At 58.0% G+C, this 22309-nt stretch carries 25 protein-coding genes and 1 tRNA gene; 18 read left to right on the forward strand and 8 right to left on the reverse strand.

Annotated features, from left to right (window positions below):
* Nucleotides 1–2: 2 nt before the first annotated feature.
* The 13 genes from phnC (at nucleotide 3) to ABIE59_RS09630 (ending at nucleotide 10493) form a co-directional block, all read left to right on the forward strand.
* Entirely contained in the window at nucleotides 3–827 is an 825-nt protein-coding gene (phnC, locus tag ABIE59_RS09570; RefSeq protein ID WP_354446368.1) for a phosphonate ABC transporter ATP-binding protein, read from the forward strand.
* On the forward strand, nucleotides 827–1852 hold the full coding sequence (gene phnE / locus ABIE59_RS09575) for a phosphonate ABC transporter, permease protein PhnE (RefSeq protein ID WP_354446370.1): 1026 nt from the start codon (nucleotides 827–829) through the stop codon (nucleotides 1850–1852). The genes phnC and phnE overlap by 1 nt, the downstream gene beginning before the upstream one ends.
* A gap of 62 nt (nucleotides 1853–1914) precedes the next feature.
* Nucleotides 1915–2406, forward strand: coding sequence for a phosphonate C-P lyase system protein PhnG (phnG, locus tag ABIE59_RS09580; protein ID WP_354446372.1), 492 nt, complete (start codon nucleotides 1915–1917; stop codon nucleotides 2404–2406).
* A complete protein-coding gene (phnH, locus tag ABIE59_RS09585) occupies nucleotides 2399–2977 on the forward strand; it encodes a phosphonate C-P lyase system protein PhnH (RefSeq protein WP_354446374.1) in 579 nt (192 codons plus the stop codon). Before phnG ends, phnH begins: the two co-directional genes overlap by 8 nt.
* A complete protein-coding gene (locus ABIE59_RS09590; protein ID WP_354446376.1) occupies nucleotides 2977–4122 on the forward strand; it encodes a carbon-phosphorus lyase complex subunit PhnI in 1146 nt (381 codons plus the stop codon). The genes phnH and ABIE59_RS09590 overlap by 1 nt, the downstream gene beginning before the upstream one ends.
* On the forward strand, nucleotides 4112–5011 hold the full coding sequence (locus ABIE59_RS09595; RefSeq protein ID WP_354446378.1) for an alpha-D-ribose 1-methylphosphonate 5-phosphate C-P-lyase PhnJ: 900 nt from the start codon (nucleotides 4112–4114) through the stop codon (nucleotides 5009–5011). The genes ABIE59_RS09590 and ABIE59_RS09595 overlap by 11 nt, the downstream gene beginning before the upstream one ends.
* Nucleotides 5008–5838 (forward strand): ATP-binding cassette domain-containing protein, encoded by an 831-nt coding sequence (locus tag ABIE59_RS09600; RefSeq protein ID WP_354446380.1) that lies wholly within the window; start codon nucleotides 5008–5010, stop codon nucleotides 5836–5838. Before ABIE59_RS09595 ends, ABIE59_RS09600 begins: the two co-directional genes overlap by 4 nt.
* A gap of 11 nt (nucleotides 5839–5849) precedes the next feature.
* Nucleotides 5850–6590 (forward strand): phosphonate C-P lyase system protein PhnL, encoded by a 741-nt coding sequence (phnL, locus tag ABIE59_RS09605; protein WP_354446382.1) that lies wholly within the window; start codon nucleotides 5850–5852, stop codon nucleotides 6588–6590.
* 2 nt (nucleotides 6591–6592) lie between these two features.
* Entirely contained in the window at nucleotides 6593–7756 is a 1164-nt protein-coding gene (locus ABIE59_RS09610) for an alpha-D-ribose 1-methylphosphonate 5-triphosphate diphosphatase (RefSeq protein ID WP_354446384.1), read from the forward strand.
* Entirely contained in the window at nucleotides 7741–8310 is a 570-nt protein-coding gene (gene phnN, locus ABIE59_RS09615; RefSeq protein ID WP_354446386.1) for a phosphonate metabolism protein/1,5-bisphosphokinase (PRPP-forming) PhnN, read from the forward strand. The genes ABIE59_RS09610 and phnN overlap by 16 nt, the downstream gene beginning before the upstream one ends.
* On the forward strand, nucleotides 8301–9086 hold the full coding sequence (gene phnP / locus ABIE59_RS09620) for a phosphonate metabolism protein PhnP (protein ID WP_354446388.1): 786 nt from the start codon (nucleotides 8301–8303) through the stop codon (nucleotides 9084–9086). Before phnN ends, phnP begins: the two co-directional genes overlap by 10 nt.
* Nucleotides 9083–9931 carry an EamA family transporter gene (locus ABIE59_RS09625; protein WP_354446390.1) on the forward strand — a complete coding sequence of 283 codons (849 nt, stop codon included), beginning with the start codon at nucleotides 9083–9085 and terminating at the stop codon, nucleotides 9929–9931. Before phnP ends, ABIE59_RS09625 begins: the two co-directional genes overlap by 4 nt.
* Before the next feature lie 403 nt (nucleotides 9932–10334).
* The gene (locus ABIE59_RS09630) at nucleotides 10335–10493 is read left to right on the forward strand and encodes a hypothetical protein (protein WP_354446392.1); all 159 of its coding nucleotides are present in this window, start codon (nucleotides 10335–10337) and stop codon (nucleotides 10491–10493) included.
* 54 nt (nucleotides 10494–10547) lie between these two features.
* Here ABIE59_RS09630 and ABIE59_RS09635 read toward each other — a convergent pair whose 3' ends face one another.
* On the reverse strand, nucleotides 10548–11408 hold the full coding sequence (locus ABIE59_RS09635) for a DUF547 domain-containing protein (protein ID WP_354446394.1): 861 nt from the start codon (nucleotides 11406–11408) through the stop codon (nucleotides 10548–10550).
* A gap of 110 nt (nucleotides 11409–11518) precedes the next feature.
* Nucleotides 11519–12070 carry a carboxymuconolactone decarboxylase family protein gene (locus tag ABIE59_RS09640; RefSeq protein WP_354446396.1) on the reverse strand — a complete coding sequence of 184 codons (552 nt, stop codon included), beginning with the start codon at nucleotides 12068–12070 and terminating at the stop codon, nucleotides 11519–11521.
* A 120-nt stretch (nucleotides 12071–12190) separates the two neighbouring features.
* On the opposite strand from ABIE59_RS09640, the gene ABIE59_RS09645 reads away from it, so the two are divergent.
* Complete coding sequence (locus ABIE59_RS09645; RefSeq protein ID WP_354446398.1) at nucleotides 12191–12796, forward strand: TetR/AcrR family transcriptional regulator; 606 nt, start codon at nucleotides 12191–12193, stop codon at nucleotides 12794–12796.
* Nucleotides 12797–12852: 56 nt separating this feature from the next.
* Here ABIE59_RS09645 and ABIE59_RS09650 read toward each other — a convergent pair whose 3' ends face one another.
* Nucleotides 12853–13704: a UDP-2,3-diacylglucosamine diphosphatase gene (locus ABIE59_RS09650; RefSeq protein ID WP_354446400.1), complete on the reverse strand. Its 852-nt coding sequence runs from the start codon at nucleotides 13702–13704 to the stop codon at nucleotides 12853–12855.
* 135 nt (nucleotides 13705–13839) lie between these two features.
* Entirely contained in the window at nucleotides 13840–14463 is a 624-nt protein-coding gene (locus tag ABIE59_RS09655; protein ID WP_354446402.1) for a YbhB/YbcL family Raf kinase inhibitor-like protein, read from the reverse strand.
* Nucleotides 14464–14790: 327 nt separating this feature from the next.
* Between ABIE59_RS09655 and ABIE59_RS09660 the strand changes: the two genes are divergently transcribed.
* The gene (locus ABIE59_RS09660) at nucleotides 14791–16101 is read left to right on the forward strand and encodes an NAD(P)/FAD-dependent oxidoreductase (RefSeq protein ID WP_354446404.1); all 1311 of its coding nucleotides are present in this window, start codon (nucleotides 14791–14793) and stop codon (nucleotides 16099–16101) included.
* 26 nt (nucleotides 16102–16127) lie between these two features.
* Here ABIE59_RS09660 and ABIE59_RS09665 read toward each other — a convergent pair.
* Nucleotides 16128–16201 (reverse strand) — tRNA-Gly (locus tag ABIE59_RS09665).
* Between the two features lie 71 nt (nucleotides 16202–16272).
* Here ABIE59_RS09665 and ABIE59_RS09670 point away from each other — a divergent pair.
* The 3 genes from ABIE59_RS09670 (at nucleotide 16273) to ABIE59_RS09680 (ending at nucleotide 19167) form a co-directional block, all read left to right on the forward strand.
* Nucleotides 16273–17985, forward strand: coding sequence for a potassium/proton antiporter (locus ABIE59_RS09670; RefSeq protein WP_354446406.1), 1713 nt, complete (start codon nucleotides 16273–16275; stop codon nucleotides 17983–17985).
* A 123-nt stretch (nucleotides 17986–18108) separates the two neighbouring features.
* Nucleotides 18109–18663 (forward strand): L,D-transpeptidase family protein, encoded by a 555-nt coding sequence (locus tag ABIE59_RS09675; protein WP_354446408.1) that lies wholly within the window; start codon nucleotides 18109–18111, stop codon nucleotides 18661–18663.
* Nucleotides 18664–18885: 222 nt separating this feature from the next.
* A complete protein-coding gene (locus tag ABIE59_RS09680; protein ID WP_058092877.1) occupies nucleotides 18886–19167 on the forward strand; it encodes an Lpp/OprI family alanine-zipper lipoprotein in 282 nt (93 codons plus the stop codon).
* A gap of 66 nt (nucleotides 19168–19233) precedes the next feature.
* On the opposite strand, the gene ABIE59_RS09685 is transcribed toward ABIE59_RS09680, so the two are convergent.
* From ABIE59_RS09685 to ABIE59_RS09695, 3 genes are read right to left on the reverse strand one after another with little or no spacing between them, the layout of a single operon-like run.
* On the reverse strand, nucleotides 19234–20022 hold the full coding sequence (locus ABIE59_RS09685) for a slipin family protein (protein WP_354446410.1): 789 nt from the start codon (nucleotides 20020–20022) through the stop codon (nucleotides 19234–19236).
* Between the two features lie 42 nt (nucleotides 20023–20064).
* Complete coding sequence (locus tag ABIE59_RS09690) at nucleotides 20065–21525, reverse strand: NfeD family protein (RefSeq protein WP_354446412.1); 1461 nt, start codon at nucleotides 21523–21525, stop codon at nucleotides 20065–20067.
* Nucleotides 21526–21547: 22 nt separating this feature from the next.
* Entirely contained in the window at nucleotides 21548–22300 is a 753-nt protein-coding gene (locus ABIE59_RS09695; protein WP_354446414.1) for an SDR family oxidoreductase, read from the reverse strand.
* Nucleotides 22301–22309 lie beyond the last annotated feature (9 nt).

Raw genomic sequence — 22309 nt, forward strand, 5'->3', positions numbered from 1 at the left:
CCATGAACGCCCAATCGCAACCCATGGTTCACTTGAGCGGTATCGGTAAAACCTGGCCCGATGGCACCCGCGCCCTGAACACCGTTGACCTCAACGTTCCACAAGGTCAGTTCTGCGTCATCCTGGGCCCATCCGGCGCGGGTAAATCGACCCTGCTCCGGGCTGTTAACGGTCTTATGGAGCCGACCGAAGGGAAAGTATGTGTAGAGGGCATTGAACTGACCCCGGCCACTCAGAAAACCCTGCGCAAAAAAGTCGCCATGATTCATCAGCACTTCAACCTCGCTACCCGCGCCAGTGTCGCAGCCAACGTACTCTCGGGCGCCTTGCCAGACGTATCACTGGCCCGTGCGCTGTGCGGCTGGTTCCATCCCGAGCATCGGGCAAAAGCCTGCCATTACCTGGAGCGGGTCGGTCTGAAACCAGACCATCTTCACCGGCGTGCCGGGGAACTCTCCGGAGGCCAGCAGCAGCGCGTAGGCATTGCCCGTGCGTTCATGCTAAATCCCAAAGTGGTGCTGGCAGACGAGCCGGTCGCAAGCCTTGATCCGAAAATCTCCCGTGACATTCTTAAATTGTTAAGGGATTCCGCCAGAGAACTGAATGCCACCGTGATCTGCAGCCTGCATCAGGTTGACCTGGCACGGGAATTTGGCGACCGCATTGTCGGTATGAGAGACGGCGCGGTGGTTTTTGACGGCACGCCTGAAGAGTTCGATGAGCAGCGCCTGAACCACCTTTACCACAATGCGGATTGGGGCGACGGTACCGAGTGCACCCAAACGGCTGATGAGTCCGTTTACGACGTCGCCGTGGGAGGTGCCTGATGAACCCCCGTCCAATCCCGGTTCCACCAAAAGATGCTCGCCTTAGCTGGCATTTGGACCAACCCTTTCGTCTCAAACACCTGTTGATTGCCACTTTGCTGCTGGCTTTATTGATTGTGACCGGCCAGCGCACTGATATGGATCGAATGGTACTCATGACCACCGAAGCCGTGGGTAACCTGATTGGTCTCAACGATGACTCGCAGGTAGTTCGTGGCCTCAGTAAAGTTGCCAACTCCATGTGGCCACCGGTGCTGGCCAGCTCCGAAGAAGTAGCCCGCATGAATGATCTCGACACCTCGCACCTTCCATGGTTCAGCCGTATAGAATCACGGGAAACCATACGCCAGCAGTTGAATCCGGATACCCTTCAACTGGAAACCACAACAGAAAATGTGGATGTTCTCTACCGCCCAATGGGCTACGTACAAACGGTCTTCGTCAAAATGATTGAGACCCTTGAAATTGCTCTTTGGGGCACCCTCCTGGCTGTGTCGCTATCCATCCCGCTAGCCTGGTTTGCCGCCAGCAACTATTCACCAAACAGGGTGACCTACACCGTGGCCCGCGGCTTCATCAGCCTGCTGCGCTCGGTGCCGGAGCTGATCGTTGCCCTGTTTCTTGTGCTGGCTTACGGCTTCGGCCCGATTGCCGGAGTGCTGGCTCTCGGCCTTCACGCAGCCGGATTTCTTGGCAAGTTCTACGCCGAGGACATTGAAAACGCCGACAAACACCCTCAGGAGGCTCTGGAAGCCATCGGCGCCGGCAAAATAAAGACTCTCTGGTATGCCGTCATGCCCCAGGTGCTGCCCCAGTACGTTGCCTACACCGCCTACATTCTCGACCGCAACCTGCGCATGGCCACCGTTATTGGTCTGGTTGGTGCCGGGGGTATTGGCCAGGAATTAAAAGGGCGATTTGATTTGTATGACTACGGCCACGTGATGACCATTCTGATCGCCATCTTCCTGTTTGTATTCGTCCTGGACCAGATCTCCGCCCGCATCCGTGCCCGCATGATCTGAAGGCTGGGCCTTTTGATGCGCAATGACTTGTATAGACATCTGTATATAAAGAGGTTTTACCCATGAACGAACCCATAACCCAGAGCGACTGGCCGCCACCTCGCAGCCAGTGGCTGCGATACTGGTCAGCGATACCGGCAGAGCTCACTGAAGCGCTGGCCGCCGAGATTTCCGACCAGAGCGAAGTCAGGGATGTCACATTGCCCCAGAGTGGCCTGGGCCTTCTGCAGCTGCCGGATTCCGCCCTGAACGACTTGTATTTCCTGGGCGAAGTACCGGTTAGCCACGCGAACGTGGAGGTGGTTGCCCCGGATGGAACCCGCGCCGAGGGCGGTGCCCGGTTGCTGGATGACCGGCAGTCACTGGCCAGGGCTCTGGCCATTCTTGATGCCACCTTGGCCGCAAGACTCCCATACCACGAACAGGCAATGTCGTTGCTGGCAGCGGGGAGCGAGGCCGTTCAGCAGGTCCAGGCCGAACGCAACGCAATATTGGCCGCCACCCGCGTCGATTTTTCACTACTAGGTGATGGCAGCGAGGATGACGATGAATAAATTGAACACCACGGAGCTGAATAACAGCGTCTGGAGTCCACTCTACCAACAGCGGGCCTTCCGGGCACTGATGACAGCATTTTCCTTTCCGGGTCGCCGCCAGTTGCTTCCGCCCTGCACAGACGCCCTTGGCCCGACCTGTGTCGTCGCCGTCCTCTGCGATAACGAAATCACCCTGGCAGATCCTGAGCAGTTGATTCCACCCGCGGATATCCGGCGCCTGGGCATCCGGGAGGCCGGTACCGAGAGTGCCGGCTTTGTGGTGGCGGATGGCCGCCATGCCCCTACCTTTGCACCAACCCTTGGCACACTGGCCGAACCGGAGCAGGGTGCCACTGTTATTGTTCGCGTCGCCAGCCTGGAAAACGCCTCGGAATTTCCCCTGATGTTACGGGGACCAGGTATCGAGAACACCTGTTATCTGGCTGTGGAGGGTCTCCATAGCGGATGGCTGGCAGCCAGACACCGCTGGAATCGCAGTTTTCCCATGGGCGTCGACCTCATTCTGGTCGACGACAATCAGGTTGTGGCGCTGCCGCGCACGACGCAAATCAGCGGAGGAACCAACTGATGGGTTACGTAGCGATTAAAGGGGGCGAGAAGGCTATCGATGCCGCTGCCAGTGCCCTCGAGGCACTCCGGGCTGGAGGACCTGTCTTGGGCAGTGATCCGCTGTCACTGGATGCCATTGAGCATCAGCTGCGGTTGCTGACCTCCCGAATTATGTCCGAAGGTGGCCTGTATCACCCACAACTTGCAGCCCTGGCAATCAAGCAGATGCAGGGCGATACGCTGGAAGCTGGTTTTGCCTTGCGGGCTTACCGTTCCACCAAACCCCGACTGCTGGAAACGCCGCCCCAAGACACCGGAAAAATGCGACTTATACGGCGTATTTCCAGTGCCTTCAAGGATATTCCCGGCGGCCAGATGCTTGGCCCGACTCACGATTACGCTCTGCGACTGATGCGTTTCGAACTGGCGGAAGAATCACCGGAACCCTTCCGACAGATGTCGTCCACATTCCTGAAGAATGCGCCAAAAGAAACACTGCCCGACAGCTTTCCAAAAGTGCTGGAAGCGCTCCGCAGAGAGGGCCTGCTGCCACCGAAAGCGACGCACCGCAACCCCGCCTTTGACATCACCCGGGACCCGCTTATCTTTCCGGTCAGCCGCTCTGCAGCGCTGGCCACCATGGCCCGGGCAGAGACCGGCTCCATGCTGGCGATTGCCTACTCCAATATGCGCGGCTATGGCGATATTCACCCTACCGTAGCGGAGCTGCGGGTAGGCTACCTGCCGGTGGTGCTACCGCACCCGGTTACAGGTGAACTGACGGAGGCCGGTGAGGTACTGATGACTGAATGCGAAGTCATTGCCATGTATGAGCCGCACGACACAGACACCTGCAAGGGCACCGCACCGGAATTCACCCTTGGCTACGGTGCATGCTTCGGCCACAACGAAACCAAGGCCATCAGCATGGCCATCCTCGACCGGGCCCTGCAAAAAGGCATGCGGGACGGCCCGGAAAACCCCTCTGAAGATCCCGAATTCGTCCTGATGCACATCGATGGCGTGGACTCCATGGGTTTTGCCAACCACTACAAAATGCCTCACTACGTGACCTTCCAGTCCGACATGGACCGGTTGCGTTCAACCCGCAAAAAGTACGAGCAATCTCAGGAAAGCCCGCAGGAGGAAAGCCATGAATCCTAACTACCGACTGCCAGGCAACGACGAGGGCTATGGCTTCGGGTTTCTGGATGAGTTTGCCAAACGGGAGATCCGTCGTGTGATTCTCAAGGCTATCAGCATTCCCGGCTACCAGACCCCCTACGCCTCCCGTGAGATGCCCATGGGCCGGGGCTTTGGCACCGGCGGATTACAGCTCACGCTGTCCATGATCGGCCCAGAGGACACCCTGAAAGTGATCGACCAGGGCTCGGACGACTCGGTAAACGCGGTGAATCTACGCAAGTTCGCCGAACTGACCTGCCCGAATGTCGCCACCACCGAGCATACCGCCGAGGCCAGCCTGATACAGACGCGCCACCGTGTACCCGAAACGGCGCTTCGGGAAGACCAGGTACTGAATTTCCAGGTGCCGTACCCGGACCCTTTGGTGATCGTGGAGCCATCAGAAGCAAAGCGAAAAATCATGCACGGCGAGGGCGATTACGCTCGCCTGCTGACCAAGCTCTACGAGGACCTGGTGAAGTTCGATGAAATCACTATTTCCCATCGCTACCCCACGCGAATCAACGGCCATTACGTGATCGACCCAAGCCCTATCCCCCGTTATGACGTGCCCAAGCTGCATCAATCTCGGGCGCTGTTGCTTTTTGGTGCCGGCCGGGAAAAGAAAATATACGCCGTGCCGCCCTACACCGATGCCGAACCGCTGGTATTTGACGATGTACCGTTCCGGACCGAGGACTTCTGCACGGCTGACGGCCAACGCCGTGCCTGTGCCCGCTGCGGCACCACCGACAGCTTCCTGGATGAACTGAACCTGGAAGACGGCAGCAAGGCCTGGCAGTGCTCAGACAACGATTACTGCAACCATCAGTTAGCCCGGGCAGACGCCGGGGAGGTAACTCAATGAACCCGATTCTTGAAGTGAAGGGGCTTACCCGCATCCATGGCACAGAATGCCCAGCCTGTCTGGACCTTACCGGCCCCGAGCATGACACCAACCTTTGCCCAGCCTGTGGCTCGATTGTCGCCGCCGCCAACGTCAGCTTCAGCCTCCAGCCGGGTGAGATCCTCGGGATCATGGGGGAATCCGGCAGTGGCAAGTCCACCGTGGTCAAAACCCTGTATTTCGATCAGGCGCCCAGTCGCGGCAGTGCCGTTTTCCGGGACAGCGACCACAAACAGGAGCTGTTCAGCCTGAACAGTGCCGAGCAGCGCTGGTTGCGTAATCACCGCTTCGGCATGGTGTACCAGAACCCGAACCTTGGGCTGAATTTTGGCATCTCCGCCGGTGGCAACATTGCCGAGAGACTGTTGATGAACGATCTCAATCACTATGGCGACATCCGCCGACGCGCCGGCGAATTGCTGACCCGCACCGACGTGATGGTCAGTCGCATGGACGAGTCGCCGAAACAGTTCTCCGGCGGCATGCAGCAACGGGTCCAGATTGCCAAAGCACTCGCCACACGGCCTCCGCTTCTGTTACTCGACGAAGTCACCACCGGCCTGGATCTGTCAGTACAGGCCCGGATTCTCGACCTGATTCTGGAAATACAACACGAACTGGGTACCGCCATGATTGTGGTTACCCACGATCTGGGCGTTATCCGCCTGTTGGCGAGCCGCACTCTGGTGATGAAGTACGGCCGGGTGATTGAGTCCGGACTGACCGACCAGATTCTCGAGGATCCGCAGCATGCTTACACCCAACAACTGGTGGCATCCACCCTGTGAGGCATGAAGATATGACGCACTTACCCGACACAGCGATTCTTGAGGTCAACGGACTAGCCAAACAGTTCAACCTACACGCACAGGGCGAGGTTGTGCCCTCCTGTTCCGGCGTCAATCTGGCCGCCTATCCGGGCCAGCTAGCGGCCCTGACCGGTCCCACAGGCGCCGGAAAATCCTCAGTACTGAAATGCATTTACCGAACCTATCTTCCCGGCAGCGGTACCCTCAACTTCCGCACCGCGGATGGCCGTGTGATGGACCTGGCCCGAATCAGCGAACAGGACATGCTGCGACTGCGCCGCAGCGACATCGGTTTTGTAACCCAGTTCCTGCACTGTGTGCCGCGACGCCCGGCTGAAGAAGTTGTAGCCGAGCCTCTGATACTCAGGGACGTGGAAGCAGGGGAGGCTCTGGCGCAGGCCCGCACACTTCTGGCCCGCCTGAACGTGCCCGAGCGCCTGTGGCGCCTGCCTCCAGCGACCTTCTCCGGTGGCGAGAAACAACGAGTCAACCTGGCACGGGGGCTTATCGCCAAGCCTCGTCTGCTGCTGCTGGACGAACCCACAGCCAGCCTGGACAAGGCCACGACGGGACGAGTGATCGAGCTGCTTCAGGAATTCAAGCGGGCTGGTGTCGCCATGATTGCCATTTTCCATGACCCCGACCTGGTCGCCGCGCTTGCCGATGCTGAACACCGGCTCGCCCCCCCGCAACCCCTTACCCGGAAGACCTCTGCTCTGGAGACTCAGTAACCATGACTAGCCTGACCACCAAACGCCAACTGCTGACCAACGCTCGAATTATCCTGGAGGATAGGGTCGAGGAGCAGGCCGACCTGTTGATTGAAAACGGCATCATCGCCACCCTCGGGCCAGCCGATACTCAGGGTGTGGAGCGGATCGACCTGCAAGGCTGCCTGTTGGCACCGGGCCTGATTGACCTGCACTGCGACGCCCTCGAAAAAGAGGCGGAACCCAGGCCGAACGTCTATTTTCCGTTCCAGTTAGCGGCCACCCTGGCGGACAAACGGAACGCCGTAGCGGGCATCACCACGGTTTACCATGCGTTGTCTTTTGCCAACCACGAACTGGGTGTTCGCAATAACGCAGTGGCGGCTGATCTGGCGCGAGCCATGGCCGCGCACCGTGGTGTAGGCATGGTGGATAACCGAGTCCATGCCCGTTACGAAGTCACGGACGAAACCGCGCCTGAGATTCTGAACGCTCTGTTGGCAGAGGGCATCGTTCAGTTGCTGTCTTTCATGGACCACAGCCCGGGGCAGGGTCAGTTCCGGGACGTGGAAGCCTACCGGAACTATCTGGCGAAAACCTACAAAACCTCCGCTGACGACGTGGAGGCCATTCTGGACCAGAAACGCGCTGCCGCCCGGGGTGCCATGGCCCGAATGGAACAGCTGGCCGGCAATGCCCGCCGGCAAGGAGTACCACTGGCCAGCCATGATGACGACAGCACCGAGAAAGTCGCTGTTCTCAAAGGCCTCGGTGCTCGCATCTCCGAGTTCCCGGTTAACCTGGATACCGCCGTAGCCGCGCGCAAGGCTGGGTTGTCAACGCTGTTTGGTGCGCCCAATATTCTCCGCAACGCCTCTCAGTCCGGCAACATGAAAGCGCTGGATGCAGTTACGGCCGGGGTGGCCGACTGCCTGTGCAGTGATTATTCACCAGCAGCCCTGTTACCGGCGGTGTTACGACTCGTGGACGATGATCACCTGTCTTTGCCACAGGCCTTTGCCCTGGTTACCCGAAACCCAGCTCAAGCCGCTCAGCTCGACGATCGCGGCGTTATTGCAAAGGGCAAGCGGGCAGACCTGATTGCCATAGAAGGTTCCGGCCTTGCGGCAAGGGCTGGCCGTGTCTGGTCCCGGGGGCAGGAGGTGCTGAGATGGCAGGCACACTGATCTACCTGATTGGCCCCTCAGGCAGTGGCAAGGACACCTTGATCAACCTCGTCAGGCAACAACTGGGGCAGGAATGCGATGTATGCTTTGCCCACCGCTACATTAGCCGCCCCGCGTCAGCCGGCGGAGAAAATCATGTTGCGCTCACCGAAGGCGAATTCCTGGCGCGCCAGCGCGCCGGGCTGTTCGCCATGAGCTGGGCCAGCCATGGCTGCCACTACGGCATAGGCATCGAGATCAATCAATGGCTGGCCAAAGGCCTGACCGTCGTCTTGAATGGCTCCAGAGGCTACCTGGATTCTGCGTTAAAGGATTACCCGGAGCTTCGCCCGGTTCTGGTTGACGTAGCACCGGAAGTGCTCCGGGATCGATTGGCCGGGCGCGGGCGGGAAACTCTGAAAGATATCGAACTGCGACTCTCTCGCAACAGCCTGTTTGACCTTGACGGTCACAGAGGCTGCCTGCGGATAGACAACACCCATTCCCCGGAGGCCGCCAGCCAGCGCCTGTTATCCATCATCAATAGGTTCCGGAGGCAGGGCGTATGCGCATAACCTTCCTGGGCACCGGCGGGGCAGGCGGAGTGCCGCGTTTCGGATGTGACTGCCCTGCCTGCCGGCGGGCAAAATCAGACCCGGAGCATATACGCCGCCCCTGCTCCGCACTGGTGCAAGAGGGCGACCATAAGATACTGCTGGATGCAGGGCTGATGGACCTGCACGAGCGCTTCGAGCCGGGAGAACTCTCGGCTATTGTGCTGACCCACTACCACGCGGACCACGTTCAGGGACTGCTTCACCTGCGTTGGGGCAAAGGTGACCCAATTCCCGTTTACGGGCCGCCGGACCCCGAGGGCTTTGCCGACCTGTTCAAGCACCCCGGCCTGCTGGATTTTGCGGATCTCAGGGCCTTTGAAACGATAGAACTCAGCAGCCTACGCCTGACGCCGCTGCCGCTCAACCATTCGAAACCTACCTTCGGCTATGCCATCGAAAATCGGAAAGGTACCCGGTTTGCGTACCTCACGGACACGTTGGAATTACCCGCCGGAACCAATGAATATATCCGGCACTGGCAGGCCCATGGCTTGGCGGTGGATTGCAGTCACCCACCCACGAAAACATCCGGGAAAGAGCTCCATAACCACAACGATGTCACTACAGCGGTGGCAATCATCCATCGAAGTGGCGCAAACCGAGGTTGGCTAACTCATCTTGGCCACGAGACCGATTGCTGGTTGATGGACCCGGCCAATACATTGCCCGCCAACATCACTGCCGTTGCCGACGGCCAGGCCTTTGATCTGGATGATGGAGGCACCCTGGCATGATCGGCGCCACAACCGCGCTTGTGGCATCGGTGCTCATGCATGTTTTGTGGAATCTGATCGCCAGGCACCAGCCTGGCGCCGCCTGGCCACTCTGGTGGGCCTTGCTCGCTCATCTGGTTGTGCTGGCTCCCTGGGGGCTTTACGCCCTCTGGCAGGCGGATGTCTGGTCATACTCGTTTCTCGGACTTGTCATTGTCTCTGCCAGTGCCAACGCGCTGTACTTTTTCGGCCTGTGGAAAGCCTACCGGCATGCACCCGTCGCCATGGTGTATCCGCTGGTGCGGAGCTCCCCTGTTCTGATTGCGTTGTGGTGGTTGTTGCTGACCGGAGAATCACCAAGCCTCACGGGCTGGCTGGGCATTGTCATCAGCGTGGCCGGGCTGGCGATTCTCGCGGGAGGAAAAGCCGGACAGGGTGAACGGATTGCAATACCCTGGGCGTTTACGGCCATGGTGTCCACAAGCATCTACTCGATTTCCGACAAACTGGCCACCGGCAGCCTGCCTGGGTTTGCGGAGATCATTGGTTTTGTATCGGTGGGGTACAGTGCCGCTTTTATCACGCTGACGCTGGCGCTTCGGCACCAGACCGGGCGCTGGACACCGCCGCAACGCATACCGCTGTCCATTATGATGGTTGGCGGGCTGTGTGTTGGCCTTGCCTATGCATTGGTAATACATACCATGCGCTTTCTGCCCTCGGCGGAAGTGGTCGCCTACTCTAATACTGGTATCGTTCTGGCCACATTGGCCTCTATTTACGTGTTCGGCGAAAGACAACGATCTGGCTGGCGCATGATGGGAGCGGCAATTATCTGTATAGGATTATTACTGATTGCGCTGTAATCCACTTGGCCCGCGAGGCCATTGATCGACAGCCTGGTATCTTACTGCGAGAGCTCACAGCAAGTCTTTTTGTGATCAGACAGATCTTAGCGTCCCGGCCAGCACATCCAGTTCTCGCACCAGATCTTTGGGGCTTTTCTTGCCGGCGGGATAAGTTCAGTTCCAGAACTCGAACTGAGACATATTCACACCCACCGCTTCCAGGGGCCGGGTTTGCCGGCACAGAAAATCTGAGTGGGGCGATCAGGTCCGGCTGGAGCACCGCATTGAAAGGTGCCTGGCCATCTTTCATCAAGTCCCTTGCAACAAGTTCACACCACCGGGTGTCTATATACCAGGCGAAGGGGCGCGAGTGATTGACTCTCCCTTGAGCCAGGTTATGAAACGACAAGAGGGTAAAATCATGAACAAACTCATCACACTGGTAACTGCCATTGTACTTGCTGCATCTGCCAACGTCGCGTTGGCGATGGATGGTCAGGCTGATCGCTTCAATGAAGCTCGGAGTTACCCGGACAAGACAGTTGAAGTCGCACAGCGCGCAGACAATGATTCGAAATAACCGGGATTTGGGCCGCTATCGAACAAGCATAGCGGCCATTCCCTTTATCCACCGTTACCTGGAAATTTCTGAGAAGTTGGATGGGGTATTCAGGCTCCAGTCGTAGTCGATGTAGCTGAGTCCCGCCGCACGGCTCACACGCTCGGACACCTCAGGCGTCGCCCACTCCAGAATGAATGCCCGGATTGACCCGGAAGCCTCCTGAAAATCCTCCTCGTACCACTTGAACAGCTCACTCACATACAAACGTCCGGATTCAACCCGGAGCTGACGCTCGGTGCTCAATGCCCGCTGGGTATTCTCGGCCAGCAATTGCTCCAAATTCGCCGCAGTGTATACCGCTGCCCTTAGAGGCGGACAACCCACGGAGGCGCAGTTGACGGCAAAATGCACCCGCGCGTCTTTCCAGCCACGGGCCTTAAAGTCATCGCCCAGCAGAATCCCCTTCTCAATCTGATCCAGGCTGTAAGCCTGGCCGGCCACCGTAAAGTTAGCCCGGCCGAAGACATTTTTGACAAACGGATTGATTCGGCCGCCGTAATCCCAAACCGAAGACACAAGCTGACCATTCGGCTGCTCGGTCAGAATCTGGTCGATCATGAAAAAGTTATAGGCGTTGATCCAGAAAGCCACGGCCTGAGCCTGTGTTTCAAGCTGGTTCAGATCAAACGACGCCAAACGGCTCCGCTGTTGTTCGAGACGCGGGAGCGTCTTGTCATCGGCCAGAGCCGATTCATAATCAAAGGCGGAGACCAGTCCATTGCCCGGCAGCGTGTGCTCAATAAGATGATCGGTGACAAGCTGCTGGAATGGCTCGTAAGGGGAGGTGTCCGCCAGCACACTGGCCGACAGGAACCCTAGTGCGATCAACCCGCGCGACAGGGTTTTGGTGAGAATCGAGAAATAACCGGTCATAACAACTCCATTCATGGTGACTGAATACGATATATCGACACAGTCCAAGGCAAGTTGTTACGGCAGGACGGTGATTGGCCGGCAAGCGGCCGGCCAATCACCACCGGACATCAGGCCTTTTTCCACTCAAACTTTTTGAACGGCTCATCGACCGGTGTTTTCGCAACGTGATTGATGTAGTTGCTCATGATTTTCTGGGACAACGTCATGATCACTTCCAGAACATGTCGGTTATCGTAGCCGGCCTCGAAAAATGCACTGAGGTCGTCTTCACTCAGGTTGCCTCGCTTGCGCATCACCGCCAGGGTGAAATCGCGCAGCGCTTCCAGTTTGTTATTCGGAAGCGGAGTTTCGTCGCGCAGGGCATTGGTAATGTCGTCAGACACTTCCATCATCTTGGCAATCCCGGTATGCGCGGGAACGCAGTAGTGACAGGCGTTCTCAACGTTGATGGTCTGCCAGACCACGGTCTTCTCATCGTTGTTAAAGCTGCTATCCAGAACCAGCTGATGCAGTTTCTGGTACGCCTCAAGCACTTGCGGCGATTCAGCCATGACCGCATGCAGGCCGGGAATCATGCCGAAGTTCTTTTGGGAATTTTCCAGGAACGGCTTGGCTCCCTCTGGAGCGGACTGAATATCATGCAGTTTGAAATCTGCCATTGCGGTACTCCAATCAAGTTTATGAATGATTGCTCAACAACCAAAGCCTATCTGTTTTTGAGCGTTCACTCAAGGTATAATTGAGCGAACATTCAAAGCTCACACGAAGGCGGTGTTGTTATGCCAAGACCTCCAAGCTACGACCGGGATGCAGCCCTGGCGAAGGCCGTCAGTCTGTTCTGGAACAAGGGCTATCACGGCAGCTCAATGAAGCAGATTGAGCAGGCGCTGGATATGCGCCCCGGCAGCATTTACGCCACGTTTGGCAGTAAAGATGGCCTGTTTTCTGAAGCCCTGGCCAGTTACGCCCGGCAGGGTGGGGCGGATCTTTCCGAGCACATGGCGAGTTATGACAGCATCGTTGAGGGGTTGCAGGCGTATCTTAGAAACATAGCCAGCAGCTGCGCCGATGTTGACTGCGCTCCGGCCAGGGCCTGCCTGATTGTGAAAACCCTGTTGGAAGCCAGCAGCACCAACCCGGCACTGTATTCACAGGCCCAGAGTGTGCTGGCCGCCATTGAAACGTCCTTTGCTGAGCTGCTGGAAAGTGCAAAAAATCAGGGAGAGATTGCCGCCAAGACTGATTGCCGGCGGCTGGCAAGGCTGATTCAAGGCCAGATTATGGGGTTACGCTCGATGGCTGAGCGCAACCTGTCCGCCACCGAGGTGAAGCAGCTCGGCGACGACATGGCGGCGATTCTGGAGGCTTATAAAGTACACAACTGAACGCCGGCCAGGTGTGCGCTGCAAAGGTGAAACTTCTGCCCCCATCCAACCGGCCTCTAGCTCACGGGACCGTTGAACTGCTCCAGAAACGCCGCTGGCAGGACATCAATCACCGGCCGGGCATCACCAGCCAGCTCCGGGCTCGGTTGCTCAGGTTCCCGGCTCAGAATGGCAGGTGATTCTGACCAGTGCAGCAACTCCAGCTTGCCGTCGTCCTGTTCAACCAGCGCAGTGCAATGCTCCACCCAGTCGCCATCGTTACAGTAGAGGCCATCATCGCTGCGCAGAAAACCCGCCGAATGGATGTGACCGCAAATGAATCCGTGATAGTGACCTTTCTCAGCCGCTGTCAGGGCCGCCAGCTCAAATCGACGGATAAAGGTCCTTGCTTTGCCGATCCGCCCCTTGATCCAGGCCGCCAGCGACCAGTAAGGCTTGCCCTGAAGCCGACGCAGGGCGTTGAACCAGCGGTTTAGCCGCAGCAACAGGCCGTGGGCGCGATCTCCCACCAGCAGCATCAACGGGCTGCAGCGCACCACCTGATCAAACTGGTCGCCGTGGCAGACCAGAAACTGACGACCGTCGGCGGTGGTGTGCACGGCCTTGTACTGCAGTTCGATGCCGGAGAAAGACTGACCGCAGAAGCGCCGGAAAAACTCGTCGTGATTCCCGGGAATGTAAACCACCCGGGTACCAGAGGCAGCAAGCGCCAGCAGCTTGTGGATAACCTGCCGATGGCTGTCCGGGAAGTGGGCCCGGCGCTGCATGGCGATCAGGTCGATAATGTCACCGACCAGATACAGCGTCTGGCAGCGAACGTTGTTGAGGAAATCCAGCAGGTAGTCGGCCTGGCAATCGGCCGTACCCAGATGAACGTCGGAAATGAATACGCTGCGATACGATCGCATGGTGCCTCCCGTGGTGTCAGGCCTGCCCTCGGTTTCCTGTAACAACCTTGGCAAGCTCCGGTGACACCCGGGTGACAGTGGCAAGTCAGTTTTATGAAGCCGGGCGCTAAACCATCAGCCCGGCAACCGACGGCATTAGCGCAGGTCCGGATTCAGGGTGTAAGTGCCGGTCACCCGGGCACTGGCCAGCACGTGCCCGGCCATGGCCTGACGTACATCGTTGCCGTCAAATTCACCCTCCAGTCCCAGGCTTTCGACATCCAGCGCGTGCACTTCAAAATGGTAGTGGTGAATGATCTCGTCGTTCCAGGGCGGGCAGGGACCATCGTAGCCGGCGTAGGTGCCCGCCATATCCGGGTTGCCGGCAAGGAACTGGGTATAGTTATTCACACCCCGAACGCCAATCGGACCCGGCCCATGGTCCTTGCCCTTGGGCAACACGCCATCACTGTCTTCACCCTCCGGAATGCGGCCAACATTGGCTGGGATGTCTGTCAGCAGCCAGTGGAAGAAATCCACCCGCGGCAAGTCAGCGGGCACGGTTTTGCCTTCCTGATTCACATCATCGGCTACGCTGGGCACATCCGGGTCGAACATCATCACCACAAAACTCTTCGTAGCCTCCGGTGCCCCAGACCAGACCAACTCGGGGTTTCGGTTGGGGCCAAAGCTCATGTGGTCCTGCTCACTGAACACCCCAAAGGCAAACTTCTCTGGAATGGGTTGTCCCTCTTCTACTCCACGCACCTCTAGTTTCACGATCGTCTCTCCTGTCGAGCGGCTTTTGTTCAAATCAGCCATCGCCAAGTGATACGGCAACAGCCAGTCATCCGGTTTTATCAACCACGTCAGGTCTGTGTCCAGATTAGCAAAGCAGCGCAAGAAATCACGGTCCCCTGGCTCAGATATGACCCAAAGCACCTGCCAGGCAGCACTTCCGTCCAATTGTCATCCCGGGCCTTCAACGTTAATATAATGGCGTTAGCAGCCTACCTTTTGTGTAAACGGGTCAGACTGATCAGAGCAGACAGCCAAGCGTTTTCCGGCGAGAGCGCTTGGCTCTCATCTTCTGAAGGTCTGACTGCTATGGAAAACCTGCATCACATTGTTGTTGTCGGCGGTGGCGCCGGAGGCCTGGAACTGGTCACCAGCCTGGGCAACAAGCTCGGCAAGAGAAACAAAGCCCGCATCTCCCTGGTCGACGCCGGCCTGACCCACGTCTGGAAACCTCTGCTGCATGAAGTGGCCTCCGGCTCACTGGACGCCAGTGCCAACGAAATCAATTACCGGGCCCACGCACGGAAACATCACTATGAATTTCAGCTGGGGCGCATGAACGGCCTTGATCGGGCGGCCAAGGAAATCATCATCGCGCCGTTCCTGGACGAAGAAGGCCACGAGGTGGTACCTGAGCGTCGGATTCAGTACGACACCCTGGTGATTGCTGTGGGCAGTACAGCCAACGATTTCGGCACACCCGGCGCCCAGGACCATTGCCTGTTTCTCGACAGCCTCAGGCAAGCAAGGCGATTCCATAACCTGATGCTCAACGCCTTCCTGCGCAAAAACCACGAGGCCAATCAGGGTAAACCCCATACTCTGAACATCAGTATCATCGGTGCTGGCGCCACGGGCGTGGAGCTGGCTGCCGAGCTGCGACTGGCATCCAGGGAATTGCCGGTCTACGGCATGAACCACCTGCAGTCCTCGGACGTTTCCATCAGCGTGATCGAAGCGGCAGACCGGATTTTGCCGGCTCTGCCCGGGCGACTGTCAGCAGCAGCCACCCGTGAACTGGAACGCCAGAAGGTGAAAGTACTGACCGGGCAGCCAGTCAGCGAAGTGCGCGAAAACAGCCTGGTCATGAAAGACGGCACCGAACTCCCGTCAGAGATGACCATATGGGCGGCAGGTATCAAGGCGCCACCGTTTCTGGCCGAACTTGGCGGCCTGGAAACCAATCGCAGCAATCAGTTGTTGGTAACGCAGACCCTTGAAACCACACGGGATACCGACATCTTTGCCTTCGGTGATTGCGCAGCCTGCCCGCAGCCCGATTCCGACCATCCCGTACCGCCACGAGCCCAAGCCGCCCATCAGCAGGCCGACGCCCTGTTCAAGACCCTGTGTAACCGCCTGGAGGGCAAAAACCCGGTGGCGTTTGTCTACAATGACCATGGCTCACTGATCAATTTCAGCCGTTACACCACTGTCGGCAACCTGATGGGCAACCTGTCTGGCCGCAGCATGTACATTGAAGGGAAGGTGGCCAGGCTGTTTTATGTATCCCTGTACCGGATGCATCAGGTTGCTCTGCACGGGTTCCTGCGCACGGGCATTATCTGGCTGATGGACAAGATCAGCCGAGCGATGCATCCTCGCCTGAAGTTGCATTGAGCGAACCACTGCTTAGCGTGTGAGGCTGGAGCGGGCGATGGGAATCGAACCCACGTCGTAGGCTTGGGAAGCCTCTGCTCTACCATTGAGCTACGCCCGCCTGCATAATGATTGCCATAGCAATATAGGCCCGGGACTGCACCCGGGCAAGTCCCTTTGGTCTGGAGTCTGATGGATCCCACGTTCACCCTGATTGGCGCCCTGATGCTGGTCTTCAGCATCGTACTCAGCCCGCTTTCCAGCAGGGTGGGGATGCCTGTGTTACTGGTCTTCCTCGTCGTCGGGATGATGATGGGTGAAGATGGGCCTGGCGGTATCCAGTTCGACAACTTTGAGCTGACCTTTCTCATTGCCAATCTCTCGCTGGCCGTCATCCTGCTCGATGGCGGCATGCGCACCCGGGTGGAAACCTTCCGGGTGGGCCTGCGGCCGGCACTGGTTCTGGCCACCCTCGGTGTTGCCTTTACCGCTGGCGGGGCTGCCATTGTGGCCTGGTGGGTATTTGACCTGCACTGGATGATGGCCTTGCTGATTGGCGCCATTATTTCCTCCACCGATGCAGCGGCCGTTTTCTCCCTGCTTCAGGGCCGGGGCCTGCACCTGAATGAGCGGGTCAGTGCGACCCTGGAAATCGAGTCCGGCAGTAACGACCCCATGGCCATCTTCCTCACGCTCATGCTGGTCACGCTCATCGGCCAGCATGAGCAAGGCACCATACTCGCCGGTCTGGTTATGCTGGTGCAGCAATTCGGTATCGGCGCGGCAGCCGGCGTGGTGGGCGGGTTCCTGGTAGTGGAGCTGGCCAACCGGATGCGTCTGACCCCCGCGTTATACCCCCTGCTGGTAGGTGCCGCCGGTATTTCGGTTTTTTCCGCCACCAACGCGGTTGGCGGCAGTGGCTTTCTTGCCATTTACCTGTGCGGTGTGGTGATCGGCAATCGCCATGTCCGGATGATGCCGATGATTCTTCAGGTGCATGACGGCCTCGCCTGGCTTGCCCAGCTATGCCTGTTCCTGATGCTCGGCCTGCTCGTCAATCCGTCTGACCTGATTCCACTGGCGGGCGCCGGCCTGGTTCTTGCCCTGGCGCTGATTTTCGTGATCCGCCCTTTGACCGTACTGATCACGCTCTGGCCTTTCGGCTTCAACCGCAGAGAGTTGGGGTTTATCAGTTGGGTAGGACTGCGGGGTGCCGTGCCGATCGTGCTGGCACTGTTCCCGATCATTGCCGACCTGCCGGATGCCCAACTGGTGTTCCACGCTGCGTTCTTTATTGTTCTGGTGTCGCTGATCGTTCAGGGCACTACCATGGCTCCTCTGGCCCGCAAGCTGCGATTGGAAATACCCGCTGGTGAAGACCCCTATCGGCGGTTACCGCTGGATGCGCCGTCTGCTGGCGACCATGAGCTGATGCTGTTTCCGTTAAGGGGGCAAAATTGGGAGAAGCCAAGGGCGCTGGGCCAGCTTCGCCTGCCGGAGAACACTGCAGTCGCGGGTGTATTCAGGCAACGTAAATGCCTGCAACCAACCAAGGATCTGCAGGTGGCTGCCGGTGATATGCTTGCCATGTTCGCCACCCCCTCCCTACTGCCCGAGCTCGGCAAAGCCCTGAGCGGACGGCAAGCCCCGAAACACCTGGCAGAGCGCGCCTTCTTCGGCGACTTTGTACTCAATGGGGATGCCCTGCTGGGCGATGTGGAACAGGTCTATGGCATAGAATTCGACGAGTTGCCCCCGGAATTGTCGCTGGCCGAATGTTTTGCCAAGCGCACCAAAGGGCATCCGGTGGTAGGTGACACGGTCACACTGGGGCCGGTGACACTGGTGGCCAGAGCCACTGAGGCCGACCGGGTAACCAAGGTCGGCCTGAAAATGGATGCGTGACAACAGTCCGATTCGTGCACGAAAACCAAAAACCGTAACAAAACCCCTTATCAATCCCCTTGCTGGCTATGCTATAAACACTCGTGAACAAAGTTTAACCATTCAGCGACCTGTGCCAGCATTATGATCTTCAGAGTTTTTCTATCGCTATTGCTTAGTATCCTGCCTGCCATGGCCAGCAGCTCGGAGTTACTGGCCCGAGCCGACACTCGCATGGCCATGCCAGGCACGGAACCAACACTGGAAGAGCATCTGGACATTACTCAGGTTCTGGTGCGCAAAAGTGAACGCAGGTTGTACCTTTTGAGTGGCGAGCAGAAGGTACGGAGCTACCGGATCTCACTGGGCGACAATCCGGTTGGGCACAAGCTGTATGAAGGGGACAAACGAACGCCGGAAGGGGATTACATCCTGGATTGGCGCAACGCCAACAGCGATTTCTACAAATCGATCCACATCTCGTACCCGAACGCGCGAGACCGGGAACTGGCGGAGGCCTGGGGACTCGATCCCGGGGGAAGTATCATGATCCACGGATTGCCCAATGAGGCTGGAGATCTTGCCTTTGCGTATGCCGGGCTGGACTGGACGGAAGGCTGTATTGCCGTTACCAATGAGGAAATGGACGAGATCTGGTCCCTGGTCGATAACGGCACCCCCATTCGGATTCTTCCTTGAGCCAGTGATCAGCCATACAGAAGTCTCCCGTTCATGACATGAGCATTAAGTTGTTGTCATAGGCTAAGAAAATTTACGTATCCTTAGTTAACATTTTGTCTCTGAGTGTTTTACACTGTTTAACGACTCCGGTAGTCAACGCCTATCGGGCTTAGCTGACAGGAAGTCGTCTTACTGACTTCTGGATCACAGGAAATAAAACGACCAATAAGGGGATTTACCATGCGTAAACTGACGATCGCCGGATTTGCAATGGCCGCTGCTCTGACTGCAGGCTGTGCCACTACCGAGCAGGCTGCTATCGATGAAGCCAATGCAACTGCAAGCTCCGCCGAGCAAACTGCGAACAACGCTCTGAATACTGCTAACAGCGCTGCCAGCGCTGCTCGCACTGCTCAGCAGACTGCTGAAGAAGCACTGGCTGCTGCCCGTGCCGCTCAGAAGTCCGCTGACGAAGCGAACGAGCGCGCCAAGCGCATGCTCGAGCGTGCCAGCCAGAAATAAGGCTGCCGTTTAGCAAAAAAGGCCGGTTTAACCGGCCTTTTTTGTGCGTGTTTGCAAGCCCGCGTGCTACTGATCCAGCTTGCCAGGTGCCTTATTGCCCGCCTGATTATCCAAAAAGTTCTTGATCATATCCATCGGCAGCGGGAACACGATCGTGGAGGAGTTGTTGTTGCTCATATCCGACAGGGTCTGCAGATAACGCAACTGCATGGCACCGGAATTCACAGACATTACCTCTGCCGCCTCAACCAGTTTCTTGGACGCCTGCAATTCCCCTTCTGCGTGGATGACTTTCGCACGACGCTCCCGCTCTGCCTCTGCCTGCCGGGCGATGGCGCGGATCATCGATTCGTTAAGGTCAACGTGTTTGATTTCCACATTGGCCACCTTGATGCCCCAGTCCTCGGTCTGGGAATCAATGATCTCCTGAATGTCCGAATTCAGCTTGTCTCGCTCGGACAACATTTCGTCCAGGTCGTGTTTACCCAGCACAGAGCGCAACGTCGTCTGCGCCAACTGACTGGTGGCCGCGCCGTAGTCTTCCACCCGGATGATCGCCTTCTCGGGGTCAACCACCCGGAAATAGAGCACCGCATTCACTCTGACAGTCACGTTGTCCTTGGAAATGACATCCTGGCTGGGTACATCCAGAGTGATCACCCGCAGATCCACACGCACAATCTGCTGAATGCCAGGGATAACAATAATCAGGCCGGGACCTTTGACGCCCTGAAACCGGCCCAGGAAAAACACCACACCTCGCTCGTATTCCGGCAGGATCTTGATGGCGGAACCGAGAATCAGAAGCAGCACCACAGTCGGTGCAATATAGGGAATAATATCACCCAGGTTCATACGGCCTCCTTGATTTGCCGTTGGTTAGTACGACTTGCTCGTTCAATGGACTTGATCGGAATCAGGGCTTGCTTCCACCAGAAGGGTCAGACCCTCCATACCGTTTACCTGCACCTGCGTGCCCTTGGTGATCTGATGCGGGCAACGGGCGTTCCAACGCTCCCCACTGACCCGGACATGGCCCTTGTACCCCTCGTAGGAAGATTCAAAGTCGTCCAATGCCACGCCTTTTTCCTCAGCCATGTGTTCGCTACCACTGACTGGCGTGCGTCGTCGCAAGCCGATGAATCGGGTAACCGTCCAGAGGATAAAGCCGCCCGCCACGATCGCCGTGCCGCCAATGGTAGGCAAAGAAATATCCCGGTGACTGCCGTCCATCAGAATCACCGAGCCCGTCACAAACGCGACAATCCCACCGACCCCCAGAATCCCGAAACTCGGCATGAAGGCTTCCCCCACAATGAACGCCAGCCCCAGCAGGATCAACGCGAGGCCGGCGTAATTCACCGACAACACCTGAAACGCAAACAACGCAAGTATCAGGCAAATCGCGCCAATCACCCCGGGGAACACCGCACCGGGATTCGACAGCTCGAAAATAATGCCGTAAAAGCCGATGATCATCAGGAAATAGGCGACGTTCGGATCGGTGATCACTGACAGCAGGCGGGTTCGCCAGTCCGGTTCCGCACGGACCAGTTCCAGATTTGCCGTTGCCAGCTCCCGTTCCCCTGTGGCCATCCGCACCGTACGGCCATCAATCGCATCCAGCAATTCCCGGAGATTCGGTGCCACCACATCAACCACATTGAGTTCCAGCGCCTCGGTTGCGCCCAGGTTAACGGCTTCGCGTACGGCTTCTTCCGCCCAGTCGGCATTCCGTCCATGGCGCTCGGCCAGACCGCGAATGTAACTGACGGCGTCCTCCAAGACCTTGCGTTCCATGGCGGTATCACCCCGGCGTTTCTGAGGTTCAGCGGCTGGCTCATCGCCACTGGCCTCTGAGGAATCGTCATCCGTGGCAGGGTTTTCCTGTGGCTGCTCTGGCGAGCCGGGCAAGCCACCCATCTGTACCGGCGTCGCCGAGCCCAGGTTGGTGGCTGGGGCCATAGCAGCAATGTGACTGCCGTAGAGAATAAAGGTACCGGCACTGGCGGCGCGGGCCCCATGGGGAGAGACATAAGTTACCACGGGCACTTCTGAGGCGAGGATGGTTTTGATGATTTCCCGCATGGAGTCCATCAAACCGCCTGGCGTATCCATTTCCAGAATGACTAGGCCAGCATTCTCCTGCTCGGCCCGCCTGATGCCGCGGGTAACGTAATCCATGGTGGCCGGGCCGATCGCACCCTCAACCGTCAACACCAGTGCGGTTTTCGGCGTGTCCTGCTGGGCAATCGCCTGCCAGGAAGCCCCAATCAGTCCCAGCAGCCCGCCCACGAGAAAAATCAGGGACCAGAAAGGCAAACGGTGGTTCTGACGGTGCATCGGGTTTGGCTTCATGGCGCTCTCCCAGGCAGGGTGATCAGAAAATTCGGGCCAGTAAAGACTCCGGCAGTCGCCTCAGTATGAAACCAATGGGCGTCCAGGGCCAACCTGGCACAAAACGTTCGGCCTTGCCGGACTCAATGGCACGAACCATGGCCCGACAACCGGTCTTCGCATCCACAATGAAAGGCGTATTCTTGACCTTCTCGTTGATTTCGGTCCGGATATACCCGGGGTACAGTGTGGTCACGCGAATGGGAGAACGGCGCTTTTTCAGTTCGACACGCAAACCCTCGCAAAGTGCCGCCAACCCGGCCTTGGTTGCCGCGTAGGTGGTGACGTTGCCGGGCATTCCCCGCACAGCCGTTACCGAAGATACGGCAACCAGGTGACCATGGTTCTGTGCCCGGAAAATCTCCATCGCGGCTTCAATCTGGGCCAGTGCGGCCACAAAATTGGTTTCTGCGGTCTGCCGGTTGGCATCAAAGCGCCCGGTTCCCAGCGGCTGCCCTTTGCCAATGCCGGCATTGACGATGATCCTGTCGAGCTGACCGAACTCCTCACGGAAAGCCTGAAAAACCTCGGCCACTTGCGCGTGGTCATTCACATCCAGGGCTCGAATACTGATCTTCACACCCGGATAGGCGCCCTCCAGCTCGGCCCGGAGCTGGTCCAGCCGCTCGGTACGACGGGCACACAGGGCAAGGTGATCACCCCGGGCAGCAAACTCCCGGGCCATGCCTTCACCCAGTCCGGAACTGGCTCCGGTAATCAGTATAGTACGACTCATGAATACTCC

Source organism: Marinobacter sp. MBR-99, assembly GCF_040547575.1.
Lineage (GTDB): Bacteria > Pseudomonadota > Gammaproteobacteria > Pseudomonadales > Oleiphilaceae > Marinobacter.